Consider the following 23,016-nt stretch of genomic DNA (forward strand, 5'->3'; position numbering starts at 1 on the left):
GCCCGCCGCACCACCCACCCGCGACCCGTCCCCACCCACCTGCTCCCAGCGACATGGAGGCCATGCGGTGCACACCCTGCCGCAACAGCTGGCCAACGGGCTGTTCCTCGGCTCGATGTACGGGCTCATCGCCATCGGCTACACGATGGTGTACGGCATCGTCCAGCTCATCAACTTCGCCCACGGCGAGATCTTCATGACCGGCGCGTTCGGCGCGCTCACCGTATGGAACGTCCTGCCCGACGGTATGAACATCTGGGCCGCACTGCCCCTGATGCTCATCGGCGGCGCCATCGTCTCCGTGCTCATAGCCGTCGGCGCCGAACGGTTCGCCTACCGGCCGCTGCGCGGCGCACCACGCCTCGCCCCGCTGATCACCGCGATCGGCCTCTCCCTCGCCCTCCAGCAGGCGATCTTCGTCTGGTACCCCGGCGCCGACAACGCCAAGAACTTCCCGCAGCTCGGCACCCACCCGTACCACCTCGGCTCCATCAGCGTGCAGCGCAACGACATCTTCCTCGTCGTCGCCGCCGCGATCTGCATGATCGGCCTGGCCGCCTTCGTCCGCACCAGCCGCACCGGCCGCGCCATGCAGGCCACCGCGCAGGACCCGGACACCGCCCAGCTCATGGGCATCGACACCAACCGCATCATCGTGATCGCCTTCGCCATCGGCGGCCTCTTCGCCGCCGTCGCCGGCGTCGCCTTCGGCCTGAAGTACGGCCAGATCAACTACAACATGGGCTTCCAGGCCGGCCTGAAAGCCTTCACCGCCGCCGTCCTCGGCGGCATCGGCAACATCTACGGGGCCATGCTCGGCGGACTCGTCCTCGGCATCGCCGAAGCCTGCGCCACCGCCTACATCGCCAACATCCCCGGCATGCACCAGCTCGGCGGACAGGGCTGGGCCAACGTATGGGCATTCGTCCTGCTCATCGTGGTCCTCCTGGTCCGACCACAGGGCCTGCTGGGTGAACGCGTAGCGGACAGGGCGTGACACCCATGACCGACATCCCCGCCACCGAGGCGCTCCAGCCCACCCCGCTCGGCACCACCCGCCCCGACGCCCCGCGCGCCGACTCCTACCTCAGCCTGCCGCCCGCCGCCGCCCGCATCGCGACCCTCGTCGGCGCCGTCGGCACCGTGGCCTCCACGTTCATGTCGTGGACCTACACCTCCGACTTCCCCGGCGACCTCACCGTCAACGGCTACCCCGGCGGCCTCCAGGTCCTCACCCTGATCGGCGCCGTCCTCACCGGGCTCCTCGCCCTCGGCGCCTTCGGCGTCAAGGGCCTGACCTGGCTGGTGCCCAACCGCTCCGCCAACGCCGTCCTCCTGCTGGCCGCCGGCACCTTCGCCACCACCTGGTACGCCGTCATCGCCATCGCCCAGGAACTCGGCGGCCTGGCCAACCTCAACCCCGGCGGCTTCGTCGCCGCCATCGCCTCGCTCGTCCTGCTCGTCGGCGCCCTGGCCCTGCCCATCAACCGCCAGCCGCTGGACGCCACCGACGCCGAGTACTACGAACTCGGCCGGCTGAGCGAGAACGGCGCCGCCCGCGCCACCTACCGCCGGCTGCGCCAGGCCCGGCTGCACCACACCGAACTGTCCGTCCCCGACCCGGCCCGGGCCCCCGCGTGGGTGCAGTACCTGGCCATCGTCGTGGTCGCCGCCGTCGGCGTGAAGGTCCTCACCTACGGCCTGGCCACCGGATACACCGAACTCTTCGTCGGCTACCTGATCCTGGTCGCCTTCACCCTGTGGTCGTTCAACGCCGCCGGACTCACCCGGCAGTTCTCCAAGATCACCGCCGACCACCGGCCGTTCGCCATCCTGATGGGCATCCTCGCCGCCATCGCCTACCCGTTCGTGCAGAACAACGAGCACTGGGCGAACCTCGGCGTCAACATCCTCATCTTCGGCACCGTCGCCCTCGGCCTGAACATCGTCGTCGGCCTCACCGGCCTGCTCGACCTCGGCTACGTCGCCTTCCTCGGCGTCGGCGCCTACGCCGCCGCCCTGGTCTCCGGCTCCGAGTACTCCATCTGGTCCGGCGTCCAGTTCCCGTTCTGGGCCGCCGCCCTCACCGGCATGGCCGCCTCGCTCGTCTTCGGCGTCCTCATCGGCGCCCCCACCCTGCGGCTGCGCGGCGACTACCTGGCCATCGTCACCCTCGGCTTCGGAGAGATCTTCCGCATCGCGGTCAACAACCTCGACGGCGTCTCCGGCCCCAAGGTCACCAACGGCCCGAACGGCATCTCGCAGATCCCCGACCTGTCGATCTTCGGTTACAACCTCGGCGACCCGCACACCATGGGCTCCATCACGCTGGGCCGGTTCGCCAACTACTACCTGCTGATGCTCGTCATCACGGTGATCGTGGTCCTCGTCTTCACCCGCGCCTCCGACTCCCGGATCGGCCGCTCCTGGATCGCCATCCGCGAGGACGAGACCGCCGCCACCGCCATGGGCATCAACGGCTTCCGGGTCAAGCTCATCGCGTTCGCGCTCGGCGCCTCCCTCGCCGGCCTGGCCGGCACCGTCAGCGCCCACGTCACCTACAGCGTCGTGCCCAACCCGTACCAGTTCTCCGGCGCCGCACCGCCCAACTCGGCGTTCCTGCTCGCCGCCGTCGTCCTCGGCGGCATGGGCACCGTCACCGGACCCGTCCTCGGCGCGGCCCTGCTCTACCTCATCCCCGAGAAGCTCGGCTTCCTCCAGCGCTACGAACTCCTCGCCTTCGGCGTCACCCTCGTACTCATCATGCGGTTCCGGCCCGAGGGCATCATCGCCAACCGCCGCCGCCAGCTGGAGTTCCACAAGGACGAACCCCCGGCCCCGGACGAAACCCTCGTCCCCGCACAGCCGGCCGTCGGCGGCGACGGCGCGGCCGCCGGCGCGGCAGGGGCGTGAAGGACACCATGACCACGACGACCAGCACCCCCGCCGCCCCGGCGGCCACCCCCGGCAGCACCCCGCTGCTCCAGGCCAACGGCGTCATCATGCGCTTCGGCGGCCTCACCGCCGTCCGCGACGTCAGCCTCACCGTCAACAGCGGTGAGATCGTCGGCCTGATCGGCCCCAACGGCGCCGGCAAGACCACCTTCTTCAACTGCCTCACCGGGCTGTACGTCCCCACCGAGGGCTCCGTCCGCTACCAGGGCACCGTCCTGCCGCCCAAGCCCCACCTCGTCACCAAGGCAGGCGTCGCCCGCACCTTCCAGAACATCCGGCTGTTCGCCAACATGACCGTGCTGGAGAACGTCCTCGTCGGCCGGCACACCCGCACCCGCGAGGGCCTCTTCTCCGCCCTCATCCGCGGACCGCGCTACCACAAGGCCGAGGCCCGCTCCCGGGAACGGGCCATGGAACTCCTGGAGTTCACCGGCCTCGCGGCCAAGGCCGACCACCTCGCCCGCAACCTCCCCTACGGCGAGCAGCGCAAGCTGGAGATCGCCCGCGCGCTCGCCAGCGAGCCCGGGCTGCTCCTGCTCGACGAGCCCACCGCCGGCATGAACCCGCAGGAGACCCGCGCCACCGAGGAACTGGTCTTCGCCATCCGGGACCAGGGCATCGCGGTGCTCGTCATCGAGCACGACATGCGGTTCATCTTCAACCTCTGCGACCGCGTCGCCGTCCTCGTCCAGGGCCAGAAACTGGTCGAGGGCACCGCCGACGTCGTCCAGAGCGACGAGCGCGTCGTCGCGGCCTACCTGGGCGAGCCGTTCGAGGCGGAACCGGCGGCCGAACCGGAACCGGCGGCCGACGGCGACAACGAGGCCGGCACCGGCACCGGCGCGCAGGAGCAGGAGAACGACCGATGACCGCACTGCTCGAAGTAGAGGACCTCCGGGTCGCCTACGGCAAGATCGAGGCCGTCAAGGGCATCTCGTTCACCGTCGAGGCCGGCCAGGTCGTCACCCTCATCGGCACCAACGGCGCCGGCAAGACCACCACCCTGCGCACCCTCAGCGGCCTGCTCAAGCCGATCGGCGGCCGGGTCACCTTCGACGGCAAGGTGCTCACCCGGGTACCCCCGCACAAGATCGTCTCCCTGGGCCTGGCCCACTCCCCGGAGGGCCGGCACATCTTCCCCCGGCTCAGCATCGAGCAGAACCTGCTGCTCGGCGCCTTCCTCCGCCGGGACGCCGCCGGCATCACCAAGGACGTCGAGCGCGCCTACGAGCTGTTCCCGATCCTCGGGGAACGCCGCAAGCAGGCCGCCGGCACCCTGTCCGGCGGCGAGCAGCAGATGCTCGCCATGGGACGCGCCCTGATGTCCCAGCCCAAGCTGCTGATGCTCGACGAGCCCTCCATGGGCCTCTCGCCGATCATGATGCAGAAGATCATGGCCACCATCGTCGAGCTGCGGTCCCAGGGCATGACCATCCTGCTCGTCGAGCAGAACGCCCAGGCCGCCCTCTCGCTCGCCGACCAGGCCCACGTCATGGAGATCGGCAGCATCAAGATCTCCGGCAGCGGCCAGGAACTCCTGCACGACGAGGGCGTCCGCAAGACGTACCTCGGCGAGGACTGACCGGCGCCCCGGGGCACACCGGGACCGATCGACGGGTAAGGCCCGCACTCCAGGAGCGCGGGCCTTACCCGTACCGTGCAGCCGCCCTGTACCGCGGGCGGGGACCTACTTCTCCGTCACCTCGTCGATGACCGCCTGCGCCACCGCCTGCATCGACATCCGCCGGTCCATCGACGTCTTCTGAATCCAGCGGAACGCCGCCGGCTCGGTCAGCCCGTACTTGGTCTGGAGCACGCTCTTCGCCCGGTCCACCAGCTTGCGGGTCTCCAGCCGCAGCGACAGGTCGGCGATCTCCGCCTCCAGGGCGCGCAGTTCCTGGAAGCGGCTCACCGCCATCTCGATCGCCGGCACCAGGTCGCTCTTGGTGAACGGCTTCACCAGGTACGCCATCGCGCCCGCGTCCCGGGCCCGCTCGACCAGCTCGCGCTGGGAGAAGGCGGTGAGCATCAGCACGGGGGCCAGCTTCTCCCCGGCGATCCGCTCCGCGGCGCTGATGCCGTCGAGGACCGGCATCTTGACGTCCAGGATCACCAGGTCCGGGCGGAGCTCCTCGGCGAGCTTCACCGCGGTCTCGCCGTCGCCCGCCTCGCCGACGACCGCGTAGCCCTCCTCCTCCAGCATCTCCTTCAGGTCCAGCCGGATCAGCGCCTCGTCCTCGGCGATGACGACCCGCGTGGTCGCGGGCGGCACATGCGGGGCAGCGTCATCCTGCGCGGGTGTGGGCTCGTCGGGGGCGCTCACGGTGCGGTGCTCCTCGGGTCATGGCGTCGAATCCTGCTACCTGAGCCTACCTAGCTCGGGTAGAGTTTGAACACGGAGGTGGTAGGCTGACCTCTGTTTTGAAGGCCCCGGTAGCCCAATTGGCAGCAGGCAATGGATTCAAAACCCATACAGTGTCGGTTCGAGTCCGACTCGGGGCACTTTACCTTCGAATCGAAGGCTGACGCACTCGTGGGACCTACTCCGACCGGGTGAACATCCCCGGCGGGCATTCCCTCCGTCGGATCATGTGTCGATCATGGTTCGTATGTACGATTCCGCGACGCGACGCCACGCGCTGGCGGAGATGGCCACCGGCCGCAGCCTGAACTCCGTGAGCCGCTCCACCGGCATATCGCGTGCCGCACTGCGGAGTTGGCGCGACCACGGCATCGAGCCGGTCAGCCGCGGCACCGCGTCGCTGCGCACGGACGGCCCCGCCTATCCCTACCTGCTCGGCCTCTACCTCGGCGACGGCTGCCTCAGCGGCAACGGCCGCGGCGTGTACGCGCTGCGCATCGCGTGCGGCAACGCGTGGCCGGGGCTCATCGACGCCTGCGAGGCCGCGATCCGCGCCGTCCGCCCGGAAGGCCCCGTCTTCCGGGTGCAGCAACAGGGCTGCGTCCAGGTCACGTCGCTGAGCAAGCAGTGGCCGGCCGTCTTCCCTCAGCACGGCCCGGGCCGCAAGCACGAGCGGAGCATCGCGCTCGCTCCCTGGCAGCAGGAGAGGGTGGACGCGTGTCCGTGGGAGTTCGTACGCGGCCTGATCCACTCCGACGGCTGCCGGATCACCAACTGGACCGTCCGCACGATCGGCGGCCGGCCGAAGCGCTACGAGTATCCGCGGTACTTCTTCACCAACACCTCGGCCGACATCCGGGCCCTCTTCACCGACACGCTGGACGCCGTCGGCGTCACCTGGACCGAGAGCCGCCGCCGGGGCGGGGCGGCGAACATCTCGATCGCCCGCCGGGAGGCCGTCGCGCTCATGGACCGCCACGTCGGCCCCAAGCACTGAGCGGCCGTCCCGGTGCGGGGCCGGCCGGGGGCGCTCAGGCGGTGGCGGTGGGGGCGGGCTGGGGCGGGGAGGCGGGGCGCAGCATGCAGGTGAGGCGCGCGGTGCAGACCCGCTTGCCGCTGGCGTCGTCGGTGATGACGATCTCGTAGCTGGCCGAGGACCGCCCCCGGTGCACCGGCGTCGCCGTCCCCGTCACGCTCCCACTGCGCACACTGCGGTGATGCGTCGCATTGAGGTCCACCCCGACCGCGATCTTGCTCGGCCCCCCGTGCAGCATCGCCCCGACCGACCCCAGCGTCTCCGCCAGCACCGCGGACGCCCCGCCGTGCAGCAGCCCGTACGGCTGCGTGTTGCCCTCGACGGGCATGGTGCCCACCACCTTCTCGGACGTGGCCTCGACGATCTGGATGCCCATCCGCCCGCCGAGCGGCCCGGCCGAGAAGAACGACGGCAGGTCGATGCCGAGCCCGGCGTACTGCGCCAGGGTCTCCGGGGAGAACTGGGTGGGGGTCTGCTCGCCCATGCGGGTCGGCTCCGTTCTGCCGGTGGTGGTGCGGTCGGGAGGCGCGGGACGGCCGGTGCGGCCGGCGCGCAGATCGAGGGTAAGGGCCGGTCGGACCCGCCGTCCCGCCGGGGGTCAGGGCCGGTCCGGCCGGTGCGGTTCGAGCCGGATCACCACGGACTTCGACGCCGGGGTGTTGCTGGTGTCGGCGGTGTGGTCGAGCGGGACCAGCACATTGGTCTCGGGGTAGTACGCGGCGGCGCACCCGCGGGGGGTGGGGTAGTGCACGACGCGGAAACCGTCGGCGCGGCGCTCGGTGCCGTCGGTCCACTCGCCGACGAGGTCGGCGTAGTCGCCGTCGGCGAGGCCGGCCGCGGCGGCGTCGTCGGGGTGGACGAGGACGACGCGGCGGCCGTTCCGGATGCCGCGGTAGCGGTCGTCGAGGCCGTAGATGGTGGTGTTGTACTGGTCGTGCGAGCGCAGTGTCTGGAGCAGCAGCCGCCCGGCGGGGACCTCGGGGTACTCCAGGGGCGCGGCGGTGAAGTTGGCCTTGCCGGTGGCGGTGGGGAAGGTGCGGCTGTCGCGCGGCGCGTGCGGCAGGGTGAAGCCGCCGGGGCGGCGGACGCGGGTGTTGAAGTCGTCGAAGCCGGGGACGACGCGGGAGATGCGGTCGCGGATCTGGTCGTAGTCGGCTTCGAAGTCGGCCCAGGGGATGCCGTGCCGGGGGCCGAGCACCGCGCGGGCGAGGCGGCTGACGATGGCCGGTTCGGAGAGCAGCCGGGGTGAGGCGGGGGGCAGGTTGCCGCGGGAGGCGTGCACCATGCCCATGGAGTCCTCGACGGTGACGAACTGGTCGCCGCCGGCCTGCCGGTCCTTCTCGGTGCGGCCGAGGGTGGGCAGGATCAGCGCGCGGGCGCCGGTGACGGTGTGCGAGCGGTTGAGTTTGGTGGAGACGTGGACGGTCAACCGGGCGTTGCGGACGGCCGCTTCGGTGACGTCGGTGTCGGGGGAGGCGGCGACGAAGTTGCCGCCCATGGCGAGGAAGACCTTGGCGGTGCCGTCGCGCAGGGCGCGGATGGCGCGGACGACGTCGTAGCCGTGGTGGCGGGGCGGCGCGAAGCCGAACTCCCGTTCCAGGGAGTCGAGGAAGGCGGGCGCGGGGCGTTCGAAGATGCCCATGGTGCGGTCGCCCTGGACGTTGGAGTGGCCGCGGACGGGGCAGACGCCGGCGCCGGGGCGGCCGACGTTGCCGCCGAGCAGCAGGAAGTTGACGACCTCGCGGATGGTGGGGACGGCGTGCTTGTGCTGGGTCAGGCCCATGGCCCAGCACACGACGACGCTCCTGGCGCCGCGTACGAGGGTGTGCAGTTCCTCGATCTCGGCGCGGGTCAGGCCGGTGGCGCGTTCGACCTCGGCCCAGTCGGCGGCGCGGGCGGCGGCTTCGTACTCCTGGTAGCCGTGGGTGTGGGTGGCGATGAATTCGTGGTCGAGGGCGTCGTCCTCGATCAGGAGGCGGCCCAGGGCGCGGAAGAGGGCCTGGTCGCCGCCGAGCCGGATGGGCAGGTGCAGGTCGGACAGCGCGGTGCCGCGCCCGGCCAGTCCGGTGGCGGTCTGCGGGTTCTTGAAGCGTTCGGTGCCGGCTTCGGCGAGCGGGTTGACGGTGACGATGCGGGCGCCGCCGTGCTTCGCCTTCTCCAGTGCGGAGAGCATCCGCGGGTGGTTGGTGCCGGGGTTCTGGCCGGCGACGATGATGAGTTCGGCGCGGTGGAGGTCTTCCAGGAGCACGCTGCCCTTGCCGACGCCGAGGGTCTCGGTCAGCGCGGAGCCGGAGGACTCGTGGCACATGTTGGAGCAGTCGGGGAGGTTGTTGGTGCCGTAGGCGCGGGCGAAGAGCTGGAAGAGGAAGGCGGCTTCGTTGCTGGTGCGGCCGGAGGTGTAGAAGACGGCCTCGTCGGGGCTGTCCAGGGCGGTCAGTTCGCCGGCGATGATCTCGAACGCCCGCTCCCAGGGGACCGCTTCGTAGTGGTCGGCGCCTTCGGGCAGGTACATCGGCTGGGTGATCCGGCCCTGCTGGCCGAGCCAGTAGCCGCTGCGGCGCGCCAGTTCCGAGACGGGGTGGGCGGCGAAGAAATCCGGGGTGACCCGGCGCAGCGTCGCCTCCTCCGCGACGGCCTTGGCGCCGTTCTCGCAGAACTCGAACGTGTGGCGGCGCTCGCCCTCGGGCCACGCGCAGCCCGGGCAGTCGAAGCCGTTCTTCTGGTTGACCTTCAGCAAGGTCAGTGCGGTCCGCCGCGCGCCCATCTGCGCGTCGGCGATCCTCATGCTCTTCGCGACCGCGGTCAGCCCCGCGGCAGCGTGCTTGGGCGCACCGACATCCGGCGCGTCCTGTACGGGGTCACCACCAGGGGGCTTCTTCGCCATGCCCCCATCCTCCCACCTGCTCACCTTCGAGCGCTTGCGGTCCGGCCCGCCCGTGGTAGCCGGTGAGCCGAAGGGCGCGCCGGTGTCGAAAGGGAGAACACGCGGAGTCCCCGAGGAACGAGGGGTCGAGCATGATCGACCGTCGACACCGGGTTAAAGCGCCCGGAGGCGAACCGGCGGCAAGAAAAAATGTCGGTGGGGCGTGGGAGGATCGGGATGTGGCTGAGAAAGTATCCGGATCGAAGACGACGACCGACCGACCGCGGCTGATGCTGCTCGATGGGCATTCGCTGGCGTACCGGGCGTTCTACGCGCTGCCCGTGGAGAACTTCAACACGGTCACGGGGCAGCCGACGAACGCGGTGTACGGGTTCGCGTCGATGCTGGCGAACACGCTGCGCGACGAGCAGCCCACGCATCTGGCGGTGGCGTTCGACGTGTCCCGCAAGACCTGGCGGTTCGACGAGTACCCGGAGTACAAGGCGACCCGTTCGAAGACGCCGGACGAGTTCAGCTCGCAGGTCGCGCTGATCGGGGAGCTGCTGGACGCGATGGTGGTGCCGCGCTTCGCGGTGGAGGGCTTCGAGGCCGATGACATCATCGCCACTTTGGCCACGCAGGCGGAGGCGCTGGGTTACGAGGTGCTGATCGTCACCGGTGACCGGGACGCCTTCCAGCTCGTCTCGGACCACGTCACGGTGCTGTATCCGACGAAGGGCGTCTCGGAGCTGACCCGCTACACCCCGGCGAAGGTCGAGGAGCGGTACGGCCTGACCCCCGCGCAGTACCCGGACTTCGCGGCGCTGCGCGGCGACCCGTCGGACAACCTGCCGGGCATCCCCGGTGTCGGCGAGAAGACCGCGGCCAAGTGGATCATGCAGTTCGGCTCGTTCGCGGAGCTGTGCGCGCGGGTGGACGAGGTGAAGGGCAAGGCGGGCGAGAACCTGCGGGCCCACCTGGACGCGGTGAAGCTGAACCGGCGGCTGACCGAGATGGTGCGGGACGTGGCGCTGCCGGCGAGCGCGGACGGGTTGGGCCGGGAGCCGTACGACCGCGAGTCGCTCGGCCAGGTGCTGGACGCGCTGGAGTTCCGCAACCCGAACTTCCGGGAGCGGCTGTTCGCGGCCGACCCGGGCGCGGCCGCGGAGGAGGCGGAGATCGCCGAGGGGGTGGCGGTCGAGGGTGTGGTGCTGTCGGCGGGTGAGCTGCCGGGCTGGTTGGAGGGGCACGCCGGGGGCCCGGTGGGGCTGGCGAGCGTGGACACCTGGGCGCTGGGGTCCGGTGCGGTCAGCCAACTCGCGCTGGCGGCGGGGGAGGACGCGGCGTGGTTCGACCCGGCGCAGTTGGACGGGGCGGACGAGAAGGCGTTCGCGCAGTGGCTGGCCGATCCGGCGCGCCCCAAGGTGGTGCACAACGCGAAGAACGCGATGCGGGTCTTCGCCGAGCACGGCTGGCAGCTGGCGGGTGTCGGGATGGACACGGCGCTGGCGGCGTATCTGATCAAGCCGGGCCGCCGGTCGTTCGCGCTGGACGTGCTGTCGGTGGAGTATCTGGGCCGTGAGCTGGCACCGGCTGCCTCGGACGGCGGCCAGTTGGCGTTCGGCGAGGAGGACGACGGGGAGTCGGCCGCCGCCGAGGCGCTGATGGTGCAGGCGCGGACCGTGCTGGACCTGGGCGAGGTGTTCGGGCAGCGGCTGCCGGAGGTGGGCGCCGCGGAGCTGCTGCGGGATGTGGAGCTGCCGACGTCGGCGCTGCTGGCGAAGATGGAGCGGGCCGGGATCGCCGCGGACCGGGCCCATCTGGAGGGGCTGGAGCAGCAGTTCGCCGCCGCGGTGCGGCACGCGGTCGAGGAGGCGCACGCCTCGGTGGGCCACGAGTTCAACCTCGGCTCGCCCAAGCAGCTCCAGGAGGTGCTCTTCGGCGAGCTGGGCCTGCCCAGGACGAAGAAGACGAAGACCGGTTACACCACCGACGCCGACGCGCTGGCGTGGCTGGCCGGGCAGACCGACCACGAGCTGCCGGTGATCATGCTGCGCCACCGGGAGCAGGCGAAGCTGCGGGTCACCGTCGAGGGCCTGGTCAAGACGATCGCGCCCGAGGGCCGTATCCACACCACGTTCAGCCAGATCGTCGCGGCGACCGGCCGGCTGTCCTCCACGGACCCCAATCTGCAGAACGTGCCGGTGCGTACCGACGAGGGCCGGGCGATCCGCCGGGGCTTCGTCGTCGGCGAGGGGTACGACTCGCTGCTGACGGCCGACTACAGCCAGATCGAACTGCGGGTGATGGCGCACCTGTCGGAGGACGACGGGCTGATCGCGGCGTTCACCTCCGGCGAGGACCTGCACACCACGGTCGGCTCGCAGGTCTTCTCGGTGCCGCGCGACAAGGTCGACGCCGAGATGCGCCGCAAGATCAAGGCGATGTCGTACGGGTTGGCGTACGGGCTGTCGGCGTTCGGGCTGTCCCAGCAGCTCGGGATCGAGGCGGCCGAGGCGCGGGCGCTGATGGAGACGTACTTCGAGCGGTTCGGCGGGGTGCGGGACTATCTGCGCCGCGCGGTGGAGGAGGCCCGCGGCACCGGGTACACCGAGACGCTGCTCGGCCGCCGCCGCTATCTGCCCGACCTCAACAGCGACAACCGGCAGCGCCGGGAGATGGCCGAGCGCATGGCGCTGAACGCGCCGATCCAGGGGTCGGCCGCGGACATCGTCAAGATCGCGATGCTCCGGGTCGACCAGGCCCTCACCGACCGGCAGTTGGCCTCGCGCATGCTGCTCCAGGTGCACGACGAAATCGTGGTGGAGGTCGCTCCGGGCGAACGCGAGCAGGTGGAGGCGCTGGTGCGGCACGAGATGTCCACCGCGTACCCGCTGCGTGCGCCGCTGGACGTCTCCGTGGGCTCGGGCCCGGACTGGGAGTCGGCCGCGCACTAGGGGGAAGCGGCCGGGGGCGGCCGGGGCGCCCGGGGGCGCCCGGGATGGGGGCCGCCGGAAGGGGCCTCGCGGGTCCGGGAGCACACCGCACGACAGCTCCCGGACGCTGTGGATTCACCGACGGGCCATGGTCGCGGGGCTGAAGTTGCCGTAGGGTCGTGCGAGTTGTGGAGCCGGGACAGGCTCACATATCGCTTTCGGGGAGGGACGCCGATATGGCAGCGCGGCGCTTCGGCACCAGCAAGAGGGTTCGTAGGGGAGCGGCGGGCACCGTGGTGGCCGCCGCGGCCATGGCGGCGCTGGGCGCCTCGCAGGCCCCCGGCCTGATCCAGGTCGCCCATGCCGCCGCGCAGGACCAGCAGCAGTCCCAGGCGAGCACCACTCCGGACGGCTCGATCGACGGCGACTCCCCGTACGTCACCGAACTCCCGCCGCTGAGCAGCCCGCAGGGCCCGGTCGCCTCGCCCACCGGCACCGGCACGGACACGGACGTGACGGTGTCCGGCGGCGCGAGCCTGCCGACGACGGTGCTCGCGGCCTACCAGCGCGCGCAGGCGTCGGTCGCGGAGTCCGACCCGGGCTGCCACCTGCCGTGGCAACTGCTCGCCGCGATCGGCCAGGTGGAGTCGGGGCAGGCCCGCGGCGGCGCGGTCGACGCCAACGGCACCACGTACAAGCCGATCCTCGGCCCGGTGCTCAACGGCGACGGCTTCGCGAACATCTCCGACACCGACAACGGCAAGTACGACGGGGACGCGGTGCACGACCGGGCCGTCGGGCCGATGCAGTTCATCCCGTCCACCTGGCGCACCTGGGGTGCGGACGGCAACGGCGACGGGGTGAGCGACCCGAACAACATCTACGACGCGGCGCTCGCCGCCGCGCACTACCTGTGCGCCGACGGCCGGGACCTGGCGGTGCCCGCCGACATGGACCGGGCGATCCTCGGCTACAACCACTCGCAGGACTACCTGAACCTGGTGATGGCCTGGTACGAGCACTTCCGGCAGGGCGGCACCGTCACGGTGCCGGACCGGTCGGGTTCGGCCAGCCCCGCGCTCAGCCCGTCGACGTCCCCGACGCCCTCCCCGAGCAAGACGGCCACCCCGACGCCGTCCGCCTCGGGCACCGCCTCGCCGTCGCCGTCCCCGACGAAGAGCGTCAGCGGCACCGTGGCACCCAGCTCCCCGGCGTCCTCCAGCCCGACGACCAGCCCGAGCGGCGGCGCGTCCACCACCCCGCCCACCAGTAGCGACCCGTCGACCTCGCCCACCACGCCGCCCACCAGCAGCACCCCGACGGACCCGGGCTGCACCACGGACACCCCGACGCCGACGGACTCCGCCACCGCGAGCCCGACCGACTCGCCGACCGACTCGCCCACGCCCGACCCCACGTGCGGCAGCGACGACTCCGGCAGCTCGGACGGTACCTCCCCCTCGGCGACCCCCGACCCCACCGACACGGCGGGCACGGCCACGGGCGCAGCACTCAGCTCGTAAGCCGCCGACCCGTAAGCGGCCGGCTCGTAAGGCGTCAGTGTGAGGCGCGCTGGGCTCGTACCGCGGGCGCGGCTCCTCAGCGCCGGGTGGGCGGCGCCGCCGTCGGGTCCTGCGGCCAGGAGTGGCGCGGGTAGCGCCCGCGCAACTCCGCCCGCACCGCCCGGTACCCCTCGCGCCAGAAGGACGCGAGGTCGGCCGTGACCGCGGCCGGCCGCCCGGCCGGGGACAGCAGGTGCACCAGCACCGGCACCCCGGCCACCTGCGGGGTCTGCCGCAGTCCGAACAACTCCTGGAGCTTGACCGCCAGTACGGGCTGCTCACCGCTGTAGTCGACGCGGATCTTCGACCCGGTCGGCACCGCGATCCGCTCGGGCACCAGCTCGGCGAAGCGCGCCGCCTCGCCGGTCGCCCAGGGCAGCAGCCGCTGCAACGCCGCCCCGGCGTCGGCGCGTTCGAGGTCGGCGCGGCGCCGGGCGGCGGCCAGCTCGGGGCCCAGCCACTCCGGTGCCCGCTCCAGCAGGGCCTGTTCGGCCACGTCCGGCCACGTCCCGCCCAGCACCCGGTGCGCGAACGCCATCCGCTGCCGCAGGCCCGCCGCCTCGCGCGACCAGCGCAGCAGCCCCGTGCCCTCGGCCCGCAGCCCCTCCAGGAGCGCGGCCCGCAGCAAGGACGGCTCGGGGCGGCGCAGCGGCGCGGTGCCCAACTCGATCGCGCCCAGCCGTTCCACGCGGCGCGCGACCACGTCGCCGTCGCGCCACCGCACCTCCTCGTACGACTCCAGGACGCCGCCCGCCGCCTGCCGGGCGATGCCCTCGTCGATGACGGCCGCGACCCGCACCCGCGCACCGGCCCGGCCCGCGCCCCGGTCGGCGACCGCGACGGCGACCCACTCCGCCTCGCCGATGCCGCCGCCGACCTCGGCCGCGGTACCGCCGGCCATGAGGTAGGCGCCCGGGCCGCGGCGCCGCGCGACCCGTTCGGGAAACGCCAGCGCGGCGACCAGCCCGGCCACCGCGTCGTCGGACAGCCGCCCGCCGCCCGCGGGCGGGTCGGCCGCCTGGCCGCCGCGCGGCAGTGCGGAGCGCAGGGCGGCCTCAAGGCGGCGGGCCTCGGCGCGCCAGCGCCGGGCATAGGGGTCGCCGCCGCGGCCGGCCCGGTGCCAGGCGGCGGTCAGGTCGGAGCCGTAGGAGCCGGGGAGTTCCTCGGACAGCAGGGCGGTGACCTCCGCGGCCCGCGCGGCGCCCGCCTCGGGGGCGGCGTCCAGCAGGGCGCGGCCCAGCCGGGGGTGCAGCCCGAGCAGGGCGAGCCGCCGGCCGCGGTCGGTGGCGCGGCCGGCACCGTCCACGGCGCCGAGCCCGTGCAGGGTGGCGCGGGCCGCGGCGAGCGCGCCGGGCGGGGGAGCGTCGAGCAGGGCGAGCCCCTCGGCGTCCGGCGCACCCCAGCAGGCGGCCTGGAGCGCGAACGCGGTCAGGTCGGCCAGCGCGATCTCGGGCGCGGGCAGCCGCGGCAGCCGGGCGTGCTCGGCCTCGGCCCAGCAGCGGTAGACGGTGCCGGGCGCCTCCCGCCCGGCGCGGCCGGCCCGCTGCTCGGCGGCGGCGCGGGAGACCCGCACCGTGGTCAGGGTGCCCAGGCCGCGGGCGTGGTCCATCCGCGGCTCCCGGGCCAGCCCGCAGTCGACCACGACCCGCACCCCGGGCACGGTCAGGCTCGACTCGGCCACGGAGGTGGCCAGCAGCACCCGGCGGCGCTCCCCGGGCCGCAGCGCCGCGTCCTGTACGGCGGCGGGCGCGCGGCCGTACACCTGGAGCACCTCGGTCGGCCCGTCGGTGCCGAGCATCCCGGCGACCCGGGCGATCTCGCCCGCGCCGGGCAGGAAGCACAGCACGTCGCCGTCCTGCTCGCGCAGCGCCCGCCGCACCGTGGCGGCCACGTGCTCCAGCAGCGCCGGGTCCACCCGGCCCCTGCTCGCGGCGGACGGACCACCGCTGTGCGGGGGCCGCGGCGGGCGGGGCGGCGGCGCCCACCGCACCGCGACCGGGTGCAGGACCCCCTCGGCCTCGATCACCGGGCCGTCCAGCAGTTCCGCCCACGCCGCCGTGTCGGTCGTGGCGGACGCCGCCAGCAGCCGCAGTTCCGGGCGCAGCACGGAGCGTACGTCCAGCAGGAAGGCCGTCGCGGTGTCGGCGTCGAGGTGCCGTTCGTGGCACTCGTCGAGCATCACCGTGCCGACCCCGGCCAGTTCCGGGTCGCGTTGCAGCCGCTGGAGCAGCACTCCGGTGGTGACCACTTCCACCGCGGTCGCCGCCGACACCCGCCGCTCGCCGCGCACCGTGAAGCCGACGGTGCCGCCGACCTCCTCGCCCAGCAGCCACGCCATCCGCCGGGCGGCGGCCCGCGCGGCCATCCGCCGCGGCTCGGCCACCAGCACCCGGCCGGTGGACTCCGCGGCCAGCAGCAGCGGGACGAGCGTGGTCTTGCCGGTGCCGGGCGGCGCGGCCAGCACCGCGCGGCCCCGCTCCCGCAGCGCGGCCAGCAGCGCGGGCACGACCGTCGCGACCGGCAGGGCCAGGCCCTCGGGCCGCGGCCGGATCACGGCGCGAGGCAGACGAAGACCGCGGTGCCGGGCAGCAGCCGTCCGCGCAGCGGGGACCAGCCGCCCCACTCCTGCCCGTTCCAGTCCGGCCACTCGGGTTCGACCAGGTCGACCAGGCGCAGCCCGGCGGCGGTGATCTCCCGCACCCGGTCGCCAAGGGTGCGGTGGTGCTCGACGTAGACGGCCAGCCCCCGGTCGTCCTGCTCGACGTAGGGGGTGCGGTCGAAGTAGGAGGCGACGGCGGTCAGGCCCTCGGGGCCCGGCTCGTCGGGGAAGGCCCAGCGCACCGGGTGCGTCACGGAGAACACCCAGCGGCCGCCGGGCCGCAGCACCCGGGCCACCTCGCGGTGCACGCGGGCGGTGTCGGCGATGAAGGGCAGCGCGCCGTAGGCGGAGCAGACCAGGTCGAAGGAGGCGTCGGCGAAGGGCAGCGCGCCCGCGTCGGCCTGCACCAGGGCGGGCGCTGCGGCCGGGGCCGCCGCGGCGGGGCCGTCTGCAACTGCATCCCCCGCCTCCAGGTCGATGCGGCGGGCGTGCTGGAGCTGGCGGTGGGACAGGTCGAGCGCGACCGGCCGGGCGCCGCGGGCGGCCAGCCAGCGGGAGCACTGGGCGGCGCCCGCGCCGACCTCCAGCACGTCCAGGCCCTTCAGGCCGGCGGCCGGGCCGAGCAGCGCGGCCTCGGCCTCGTCCAGGCCCTCCGGGCCCCACACGAAGCGGCCGTCGCCGAGGAAGTCGCCGTGCTCGCGCTGGTAGTCGTCGGCGTTGCGGTCCCACCAGCGGCGGTTCGCCCGGCTGCTCTCCGTGCTGCCCGCGGTGCGCCGGGTCGCTTCGGGTTCGGGTCCCTGGATCTCGGGTCCTTGGATCATCGCGGCAGTCGTCGTACTCTCTCAGAGGACCGGCAGGTGGCGGGTTTGCGTCGGTCGGGTCCGTTATGCGCCTGCTGTGCCTCTTCGCGCATTGACCGTGCCCGGCTGCCCCCGTATGCTACAAGTTGCGCTGCGAGCCTGCGCGCCTCAGACGGAGCAGGCCACGCTCGAACTGTTGCAGAACCCTCGGCCCAGCGGCCACGGGCCCTCACATGGTGGGGGCGACAGCTTGAAAAAGGTTCCCGGCGTAGCAGTACCTACGACTTACTGTCCGTACCGGAGTCCTTTCCCTAATGACGAGCAGCACCGAGGCCCCTCGTACCACCCCGCAGGTGGCGGTCAACGACATTGGCAACGAGGAAGCCTTCCTCGCCGCGATCGACGAGACGATCAAGTACTTCAACGACGGCGACATCGTCGACGGCGTCATCGTGAAGGTCGACCGGGACGAGGTCCTGCTCGACATCGGTTACAAGACCGAGGGCGTCATCCCCTCCCGCGAGCTGTCGATCAAGCACGACGTCGACCCCAACGAGGTCGTTGCCGTCGGCGACGAGATCGAGGCCCTGGTCCTCCAGAAGGAGGACAAGGAAGGCCGCCTGATCCTCTCGAAGAAGCGCGCCCAGTACGAGCGTGCCTGGGGCACCATCGAGAAGATCAAGGAAGAGGACGGCATCGTCACCGGTACCGTCATCGAGGTCGTCAAGGGCGGCCTCATCCTCGACATCGGCCTGCGCGGCTTCCTGCCCGCGTCGCTCGTCGAGATGCGCCGGGTCCGCGACCTCCAGCCGTACGTCGGCAAGGAGCTCGAGGCGAAGATCATCGAGCTGGACAAGAACCGCAACAACGTGGTCCTGTCCCGCCGCGCCTGGCTGGAGCAGACCCAGAGCGAGGTCCGCCAGACCTTCCTCACCACCCTCCAGAAGGGCCAGGTGCGCTCCGGCGTCGTCTCCTCGATCGTCAACTTCGGTGCGTTCGTGGACCTCGGCGGGGTCGACGGCCTGGTGCACGTCTCCGAGCTGTCCTGGAAGCACATCGACCACCCCTCCGAGGTCGTCGAGGTCGGCCAGGAGGTCACGGTCGAGGTCCTGGACGTCGACATGGACCGCGAGCGCGTCTCCCTGTCGCTGAAGGCGACCCAGGAAGACCCGTGGCAGCAGTTCGCCCGGACCCACCAGATCGGGCAGGTCGTGCCCGGCAAGGTCACCAAGCTCGTTCCGTTCGGTGCGTTCGTCCGCGTGGACGAGGGCATCGAGGGCCTGGTGCACATCTCCGAGCTGGCCGAGCGCCACGTGGAGATCCCCGAGCAGGTCGTCCAGGTCAACGACGAGATCTTCGTCAAGGTCATCGACATCGACCTGGAGCGCCGCCGGATCTCGCTGTCCCTCAAGCAGGCCAACGAGTCCTTCGGTGCCGACCCGGCCTCGGTCGAGTTCGACCCGACCCTGTACGGCATGGCCGCGTCCTACGACGACCAGGGCAACTACATCTACCCCGAGGGCTTCGACCCCGAGACCAACGACTGGCTCGAGGGGTACGACAAGCAGCGCGAGGAGTGGGAGGGCCAGTACGCCACGGCCCAGGCCCGCTTCGAGCAGCACCAGGCGCAGGTCATCAAGTCCCGCGAGGCCGACGAGCAGGCGGCGGCCGAGGCCGGTTCCGCCTCCCAGGCGGCGGCCTCCGGCGGTGGCGGTGGCGGTTCGTACTCCTCGGAGTCCGACGACAACAGCGGCGCCCTCGCCTCCGACGAGGCGCTCGCCGCGCTGCGCGAGAAGCTGGCGGGCGGCCAGAGCTGACGCTCCCCGCTCCAGGTTCCCCGGTGGGCCCGTTCCTCTCCTCGGAGAGGGGCGGGCCCACCGCCTTTCCGGCGGGCGGACACCCGGGGTGAACACCTGTGCACCGGCCGGAAAACGGGTTCGGGGCGCGCGGGCGGGAATGGCGGGCGGATACGGTTCGTTGTCGCTCACGAGGAGCAAGGGAGGACGATCACCGTGGCCGATCCGCAGGGGCTTTACGAGTACGTACCGGGCGGTGCCGAAGCCGTTGACGAAGCGGTCGGCGACACCGGACCCGTCCTGCTCTACTACTTCGAGGGGTACATGGACGCCGGCGAGACCGGCCAGCAGATCGCCCAGCACCTGCTGGACCGGCTCGACAACCAACTCGTCGTGCGCTTCGACGCCGACCGGCTGGTCGACTACCGGGCCCGCCGCCCCCTGATGACCTTCGAAAGCGACCACTGGTCGTCGTACGAAGCGCCCTGCATCGACCTGTACCTGGTGCGGGACACCACCGGCACGCCGTTCCTGCTGCTCACCGGCTCCGAACCGGACGTGGAGTGGGAGCGCTTCAGCGCCGCCGTGCTCCAGGTCGTCGAGCGGCTCGGGGTGCGCCTGGCCATCAACTTCCACGGCATCCCGATGGGCGTCCCGCACACCCGCCCGGTCGGCCTGACCCCGCACGGCAACCGGGTGGACCTGGTTCCCGGCCACCGCGCCTGGTTCGAGGAGGCGCAGGTCCCCGGCAGCGCCGCCAGCCTGGTCGAGCTGCGGCTCGCCGAGGCCGGACGGGACGTCCTGGGCGTCGCCGCCCACGTGCCGCACTACCTGGCGCGCTCGCCCTACCCGGACGCCGCGCTCGCCGTCCTGGAGGCCGTCACCGGCGCCACCGGCCTGGTGCTGCCCGACGTCGCGCACGCGCTGCGCCGCGAGGCCCACACCGTCCGCGTCGAGATCGACCGCCAGGTCGCCGAGGGCGACAGCGAACTCGTCTCCGTCGTGCGGGGCCTGGAGAGCCAGTACGACGCGGTGACCGGCTCGCAGAGCCGGGAGAGCCTGATCGCCGAGCCGGTCGACCTGCCCACCGCGGACGACCTGGCCGCCGAGTTCGAGCGGTTCCTCGCCGACCGCGAAGACGACGGCCGCTGACGCCCGCTGACACCCCGTCGGGGCGCCCGCACCGCCCCGCCGGACCCGCCGGGGCCTGCCGAACGGCAGGGCCTAGGTCGTGTCTGACAAGTAGCGTCGTCCCGCCCGAAGGGCGGGGGCTGACGGGGTCTGGTGCGTGCGATCGCAAGGCGGAGGGAGGAGAGCGCAGCGGGCTGCGCTGACGACCGACAACGCAGCGAGCGTGCGTGCCAGACCCCGTCAGCCAGGCGGGATTTGTCAGACACGGCCTAGGCTGCTGCCATGCTGAACGTGGGGCTGACCGGCGGCATCGGTGCCGGCAAGAGCGAAGTGACCCGGCTGCTGGGGTCGTACGGCGCGACAGTGGTGGACGCCGACCGTATCGCCCGCGAGGTGGTGGAGCCGGGCACCCCCGGACTGGCCGCCGTCGTCGCGGAGTTCGGGCCGGACGTGCTGCGCGCCGACGGCACCCTGGACCGTCCCAGGCTCGGCGCGATCGTCTTCGCCGACGCCGACCGCCTCAAGGCGCTCAACGCGATCGTGCACCCGCTGGTCGCCGAGCGCTCCGCCGCACTCCAGCAGGCCGCCGGGCCGGACGCGATCGTGGTGCACGACGTGCCCCTGCTCACCGAGAACGGCCTCGCCCCGCGCTACGACCTGATCGTCGTCGTGGACGCCGCCCCCGCCACCCAACTCGACCGGCTGGTACGGCAGCGCGGCATGGCCGAGCCGGAAGCCCGCTCCCGGATGGCCGCGCAGGCCGCACGGGAGGAGCGGCTGGCCATCGCGGACCTCGTCATCGACAACGACGGCCCGCTGGCGGACCTAGAACCGCAGGTGCGGAAGGTGTGGGAGCAGCTGCGGGCACGGGCGGCCGTGGCGGGGGAGTAGCGGCACCCCGGGGCGGGCCGAGGGCGGGGTCGCGCCGGGGCCGGCCGGACCGGGAATGCGGTTGCCGCCGGTCGTGTTGGGTATGTCTGTCCAGACGATCAGTCGTCCCCGTGCCCGAGTTCCAGGGAGGCGGCCTTGCACGAGCGGTCCCCGGAAACCTTTGTCATCGACTACCGCGCCGCGGAGCAACTGCTCTCCGCCCGCGACCCGCGCGGCGCCGTCAAACTGCTCGACCCCCTGGTCGCAGCGCACCCGGAGAACACCGCGGCCCGGCTGCTGCGGGCCCGCGCGTTCTTCGCCGCGGCCCAACTGCGCCCGGCCGAGCTGGAGTTCCAGATTGTTCTGGAACGGGAACCGGACAACGCCTTCGCACACTTCGCGCTGGCCCGTACCCTGGAGCGCGCCAACCGCTCCGCCGAAGCCCAGCGACACTTCCGGCTCGCCGCCGCGCTCGACCCGCGCCCCGACTACCTGGCAGCCGCCCGCTTCGACGCGAACTGATCCGCGAACCGACCTCGAGAAGGGGCCCGGGCATGGAAGCCGTCGTCGTCCTCGTGATCATCCTCGTCGTTGTCGGCCTGATCGGTCTGAAGAGCAGCGTCAAGGTGGTCAAGCAGTACGAACGCGGGGTGGTCTACCGCTTCGGCCGGGTCAGCGCCCTGCCGAAGCAGCCCGGCCCGCGGATGCTGGTGCCCTTCGTGGACCGTATGACGAAGGTCAACATGCAGGTCATCACGCTGCCGGTGCCCGCGCAGGACGGCATCACCCGCGACAACGTGTCGGTACGGGTCGACGCGGTGCTGTACTTCCGGGTGGTCGACCCGGTCCGGGCCACCGTGGACGTGCAGAACTACCAGTTCGCGATGCTCCAGGTCGCGCAGACCTCGCTGCGGTCCATCATCGGCAAGAGCGAGCTGGACGACCTGCTCTCCGGCCGGGAGCGCCTGCACGAGGGCCTGGAGCTGATGCTGGCCACCCCCGCCACCGGGTGGGGCGTGCACATCGACCGGGTCGAGATCAAGGACGTGGCGCTGCCGGAGTCCATGAAGCGGTCCATGGCCCGGCAGGCCGAGGCAGACCGGGAGCGGCGGGCCCGCATCATCACCGCCGACGGCGAACTCCAGGCGTCGCAGAAGCTCTCCCAGGCCGCGAAGACCATGGACGCCAACCCCTCCGCCCTGCAACTGCGGCTGCTGCAGACCGTGGTGGAGGTCGCCGCGGAGAAGAACTCCACGCTCGTCATGCCGTTCCCGGTGGAGATGCTGCGCTTCTTCGACCGGGCGGCGGCCGGCACCGGCGAGGCCGCCGGCAGCGACGGCACGAAGGCCGAGAGCGCAAAGGAGGAGCCGGAGCCCACGGCCGAGGCCGGCGGCGGGACCGGGGCGGACGTACCCGCGCCCGCGCCGGTCGAGCTGCCCCGGGCCGCCGGGCACCCCCAGATCCCCGACCCGCGCACCTCCGGGGAGTAGCGCGCCGGCGCCGACCGGCCAGAGCAGCGGCGCGGCCCGTTCCGTGGGAACACCACCGGAGACCCGTCAGAACAGCGGGGCCGGGAGCACCCCCTCCAGCGCCAGCAGCGTCCGCTTGATCTCCAGACCGCCGCCGAAGCCGCCTATCCCGCCGCCGCTCTCCACCACCCGGTGGCAGGGCACGACCACCGGCAGCGGGTTCGCGCCCATCGCCGCGCCGACCGCCCGGGCCGCGCCCGGCTCGCCGACCCGGTCGGCCAGGTGCTGATACCCCACCACCGTCCCGTACGGCACGCCTGTGGCCAGCTCGCGCAGCACCCGCCGGTTGAACCCCGCGGTCAGCGACCAGTCCAGCGGCAGGTCGAACCGCCTCAGCTCCCCCGCGAAGTACGCGTCCAGCTGCTCGCAGACCGGCGCCGTGCGCACCGGGTCCTCCACCACCGGGCACCCGAGCCGCCGCTCCAGCGCGGCCACCTGCCGCGCCACCGTCCGCGGACCGGCCCGGAACGCCACCAGCACCAGCCCCTGACCGCTGCACGCGGCCATCAGCGGCCCCACCGCCGTCTCCTTCACCACCCACGCCACCTCGTCCATGCCCACCACGGTAGACCCGGGG

General features: G+C 72.5%; 18 protein-coding genes and 1 tRNA gene. 13 read left to right on the forward strand and 6 right to left on the reverse strand.

Features of this window, described 5'->3' with window-relative positions; genetic code table 11:
- Positions 1 to 67: 67 nt before the first annotated feature.
- From AC3ERT_RS06920 to AC3ERT_RS06935, 4 genes are read left to right on the forward strand one after another with little or no spacing between them, the layout of a single operon-like run.
- Positions 68 to 997: a branched-chain amino acid ABC transporter permease gene (locus AC3ERT_RS06920; RefSeq protein ID WP_335973620.1), complete on the forward strand. Its 930-nt coding sequence runs from the start codon at positions 68 to 70 to the stop codon at positions 995 to 997.
- Positions 998 to 1,002: 5 nt separating this feature from the next.
- Positions 1,003 to 2,913, forward strand: coding sequence for a branched-chain amino acid ABC transporter permease (locus AC3ERT_RS06925; RefSeq protein WP_435173196.1), 1,911 nt, complete (start codon positions 1,003 to 1,005; stop codon positions 2,911 to 2,913).
- Between the two features lie 8 nt (positions 2,914 to 2,921).
- Positions 2,922 to 3,824: an ABC transporter ATP-binding protein gene (locus AC3ERT_RS06930; RefSeq protein WP_435173197.1), complete on the forward strand. Its 903-nt coding sequence runs from the start codon at positions 2,922 to 2,924 to the stop codon at positions 3,822 to 3,824.
- A complete protein-coding gene (locus tag AC3ERT_RS06935) occupies positions 3,821 to 4,537 on the forward strand; it encodes an ABC transporter ATP-binding protein (protein WP_335973613.1) in 717 nt (238 codons plus the stop codon). Before AC3ERT_RS06930 ends, AC3ERT_RS06935 begins: the two co-directional genes overlap by 4 nt.
- A 105-nt stretch (positions 4,538 to 4,642) precedes the next feature.
- On the opposite strand, the gene AC3ERT_RS06940 is transcribed toward AC3ERT_RS06935, so the two are convergent.
- Positions 4,643 to 5,278 carry an ANTAR domain-containing response regulator gene (locus AC3ERT_RS06940; protein ID WP_335973610.1) on the reverse strand — a complete coding sequence of 212 codons (636 nt, stop codon included), beginning with the start codon at positions 5,276 to 5,278 and terminating at the stop codon, positions 4,643 to 4,645.
- A 104-nt stretch (positions 5,279 to 5,382) separates the two neighbouring features.
- Between AC3ERT_RS06940 and AC3ERT_RS06945 the strand changes: the two genes are divergently transcribed.
- Both AC3ERT_RS06945 and AC3ERT_RS06950 read left to right on the forward strand, forming a co-directional pair.
- Positions 5,383 to 5,457, forward strand: a tRNA-Leu gene (locus tag AC3ERT_RS06945).
- Positions 5,458 to 5,564: 107 nt separating this feature from the next.
- Complete coding sequence (locus AC3ERT_RS06950) at positions 5,565 to 6,314, forward strand: transcriptional regulator (RefSeq protein ID WP_435173198.1); 750 nt, start codon at positions 5,565 to 5,567, stop codon at positions 6,312 to 6,314.
- Between the two features lie 34 nt (positions 6,315 to 6,348).
- On the opposite strand, the gene AC3ERT_RS06955 is transcribed toward AC3ERT_RS06950, so the two are convergent.
- Together AC3ERT_RS06955 and AC3ERT_RS06960 are read right to left on the reverse strand one after the other, a co-directional pair.
- Positions 6,349 to 6,837 carry a PaaI family thioesterase gene (locus AC3ERT_RS06955; protein ID WP_335973605.1) on the reverse strand — a complete coding sequence of 163 codons (489 nt, stop codon included), beginning with the start codon at positions 6,835 to 6,837 and terminating at the stop codon, positions 6,349 to 6,351.
- A gap of 114 nt (positions 6,838 to 6,951) precedes the next feature.
- The gene (locus tag AC3ERT_RS06960) at positions 6,952 to 9,237 is read right to left on the reverse strand and encodes an FdhF/YdeP family oxidoreductase (protein WP_435173199.1); all 2,286 of its coding nucleotides are present in this window, start codon (positions 9,235 to 9,237) and stop codon (positions 6,952 to 6,954) included.
- A gap of 269 nt (positions 9,238 to 9,506) precedes the next feature.
- Between AC3ERT_RS06960 and polA the strand changes: the two genes are divergently transcribed.
- Together polA and AC3ERT_RS06970 are read left to right on the forward strand one after the other, a co-directional pair.
- A complete protein-coding gene (polA, locus tag AC3ERT_RS06965) occupies positions 9,507 to 12,173 on the forward strand; it encodes a DNA polymerase I (protein WP_435129817.1) in 2,667 nt (888 codons plus the stop codon).
- Between the two features lie 215 nt (positions 12,174 to 12,388).
- The gene (locus tag AC3ERT_RS06970) at positions 12,389 to 13,675 is read left to right on the forward strand and encodes a lytic transglycosylase domain-containing protein (protein WP_435129761.1); all 1,287 of its coding nucleotides are present in this window, start codon (positions 12,389 to 12,391) and stop codon (positions 13,673 to 13,675) included.
- 76 nt (positions 13,676 to 13,751) lie between these two features.
- On the opposite strand, the gene hrpB is transcribed toward AC3ERT_RS06970, so the two are convergent.
- The gene (gene hrpB, locus AC3ERT_RS06975; protein WP_435129758.1) at positions 13,752 to 16,268 is read right to left on the reverse strand and encodes an ATP-dependent helicase HrpB; all 2,517 of its coding nucleotides are present in this window, start codon (positions 16,266 to 16,268) and stop codon (positions 13,752 to 13,754) included.
- Positions 16,265 to 17,134 carry a class I SAM-dependent methyltransferase gene (locus AC3ERT_RS06980; RefSeq protein WP_435129755.1) on the reverse strand — a complete coding sequence of 290 codons (870 nt, stop codon included), beginning with the start codon at positions 17,132 to 17,134 and terminating at the stop codon, positions 16,265 to 16,267. The genes hrpB and AC3ERT_RS06980 overlap by 4 nt, the downstream gene beginning before the upstream one ends.
- A gap of 293 nt (positions 17,135 to 17,427) precedes the next feature.
- Here AC3ERT_RS06980 and rpsA point away from each other — a divergent pair, with 293 nt between their 5' ends.
- The 5 genes from rpsA to AC3ERT_RS07005 all read left to right on the forward strand — a co-directional run bounded on the left by rpsA (position 17,428) and on the right by AC3ERT_RS07005 (position 22,400).
- Positions 17,428 to 18,930, forward strand: a complete 1,503-nt coding sequence (rpsA, locus tag AC3ERT_RS06985; RefSeq protein ID WP_335973589.1) for a 30S ribosomal protein S1 — start codon at positions 17,428 to 17,430, stop codon at positions 18,928 to 18,930.
- Between the two features lie 195 nt (positions 18,931 to 19,125).
- On the forward strand, positions 19,126 to 20,061 hold the full coding sequence (locus tag AC3ERT_RS06990) for a PAC2 family protein (protein WP_335973584.1): 936 nt from the start codon (positions 19,126 to 19,128) through the stop codon (positions 20,059 to 20,061).
- A gap of 261 nt (positions 20,062 to 20,322) precedes the next feature.
- Positions 20,323 to 20,931: a dephospho-CoA kinase gene (gene coaE, locus AC3ERT_RS06995; protein ID WP_435173201.1), complete on the forward strand. Its 609-nt coding sequence runs from the start codon at positions 20,323 to 20,325 to the stop codon at positions 20,929 to 20,931.
- 135 nt (positions 20,932 to 21,066) lie between these two features.
- Positions 21,067 to 21,432, forward strand: coding sequence for a tetratricopeptide repeat protein (locus AC3ERT_RS07000; protein WP_335973576.1), 366 nt, complete (start codon positions 21,067 to 21,069; stop codon positions 21,430 to 21,432).
- A 32-nt stretch (positions 21,433 to 21,464) separates the two neighbouring features.
- Positions 21,465 to 22,400, forward strand: a complete 936-nt coding sequence (locus tag AC3ERT_RS07005) for a slipin family protein (protein WP_435129748.1) — start codon at positions 21,465 to 21,467, stop codon at positions 22,398 to 22,400.
- 66 nt (positions 22,401 to 22,466) lie between these two features.
- On the opposite strand, the gene AC3ERT_RS07010 is transcribed toward AC3ERT_RS07005, so the two are convergent.
- On the reverse strand, positions 22,467 to 22,994 hold the full coding sequence (locus AC3ERT_RS07010; RefSeq protein ID WP_435173202.1) for a methylated-DNA--[protein]-cysteine S-methyltransferase: 528 nt from the start codon (positions 22,992 to 22,994) through the stop codon (positions 22,467 to 22,469).
- Positions 22,995 to 23,016: the final 22 nt, after the last annotated feature.

It is taken from the genome of Actinacidiphila sp. bgisy145, from assembly GCF_057708125.1.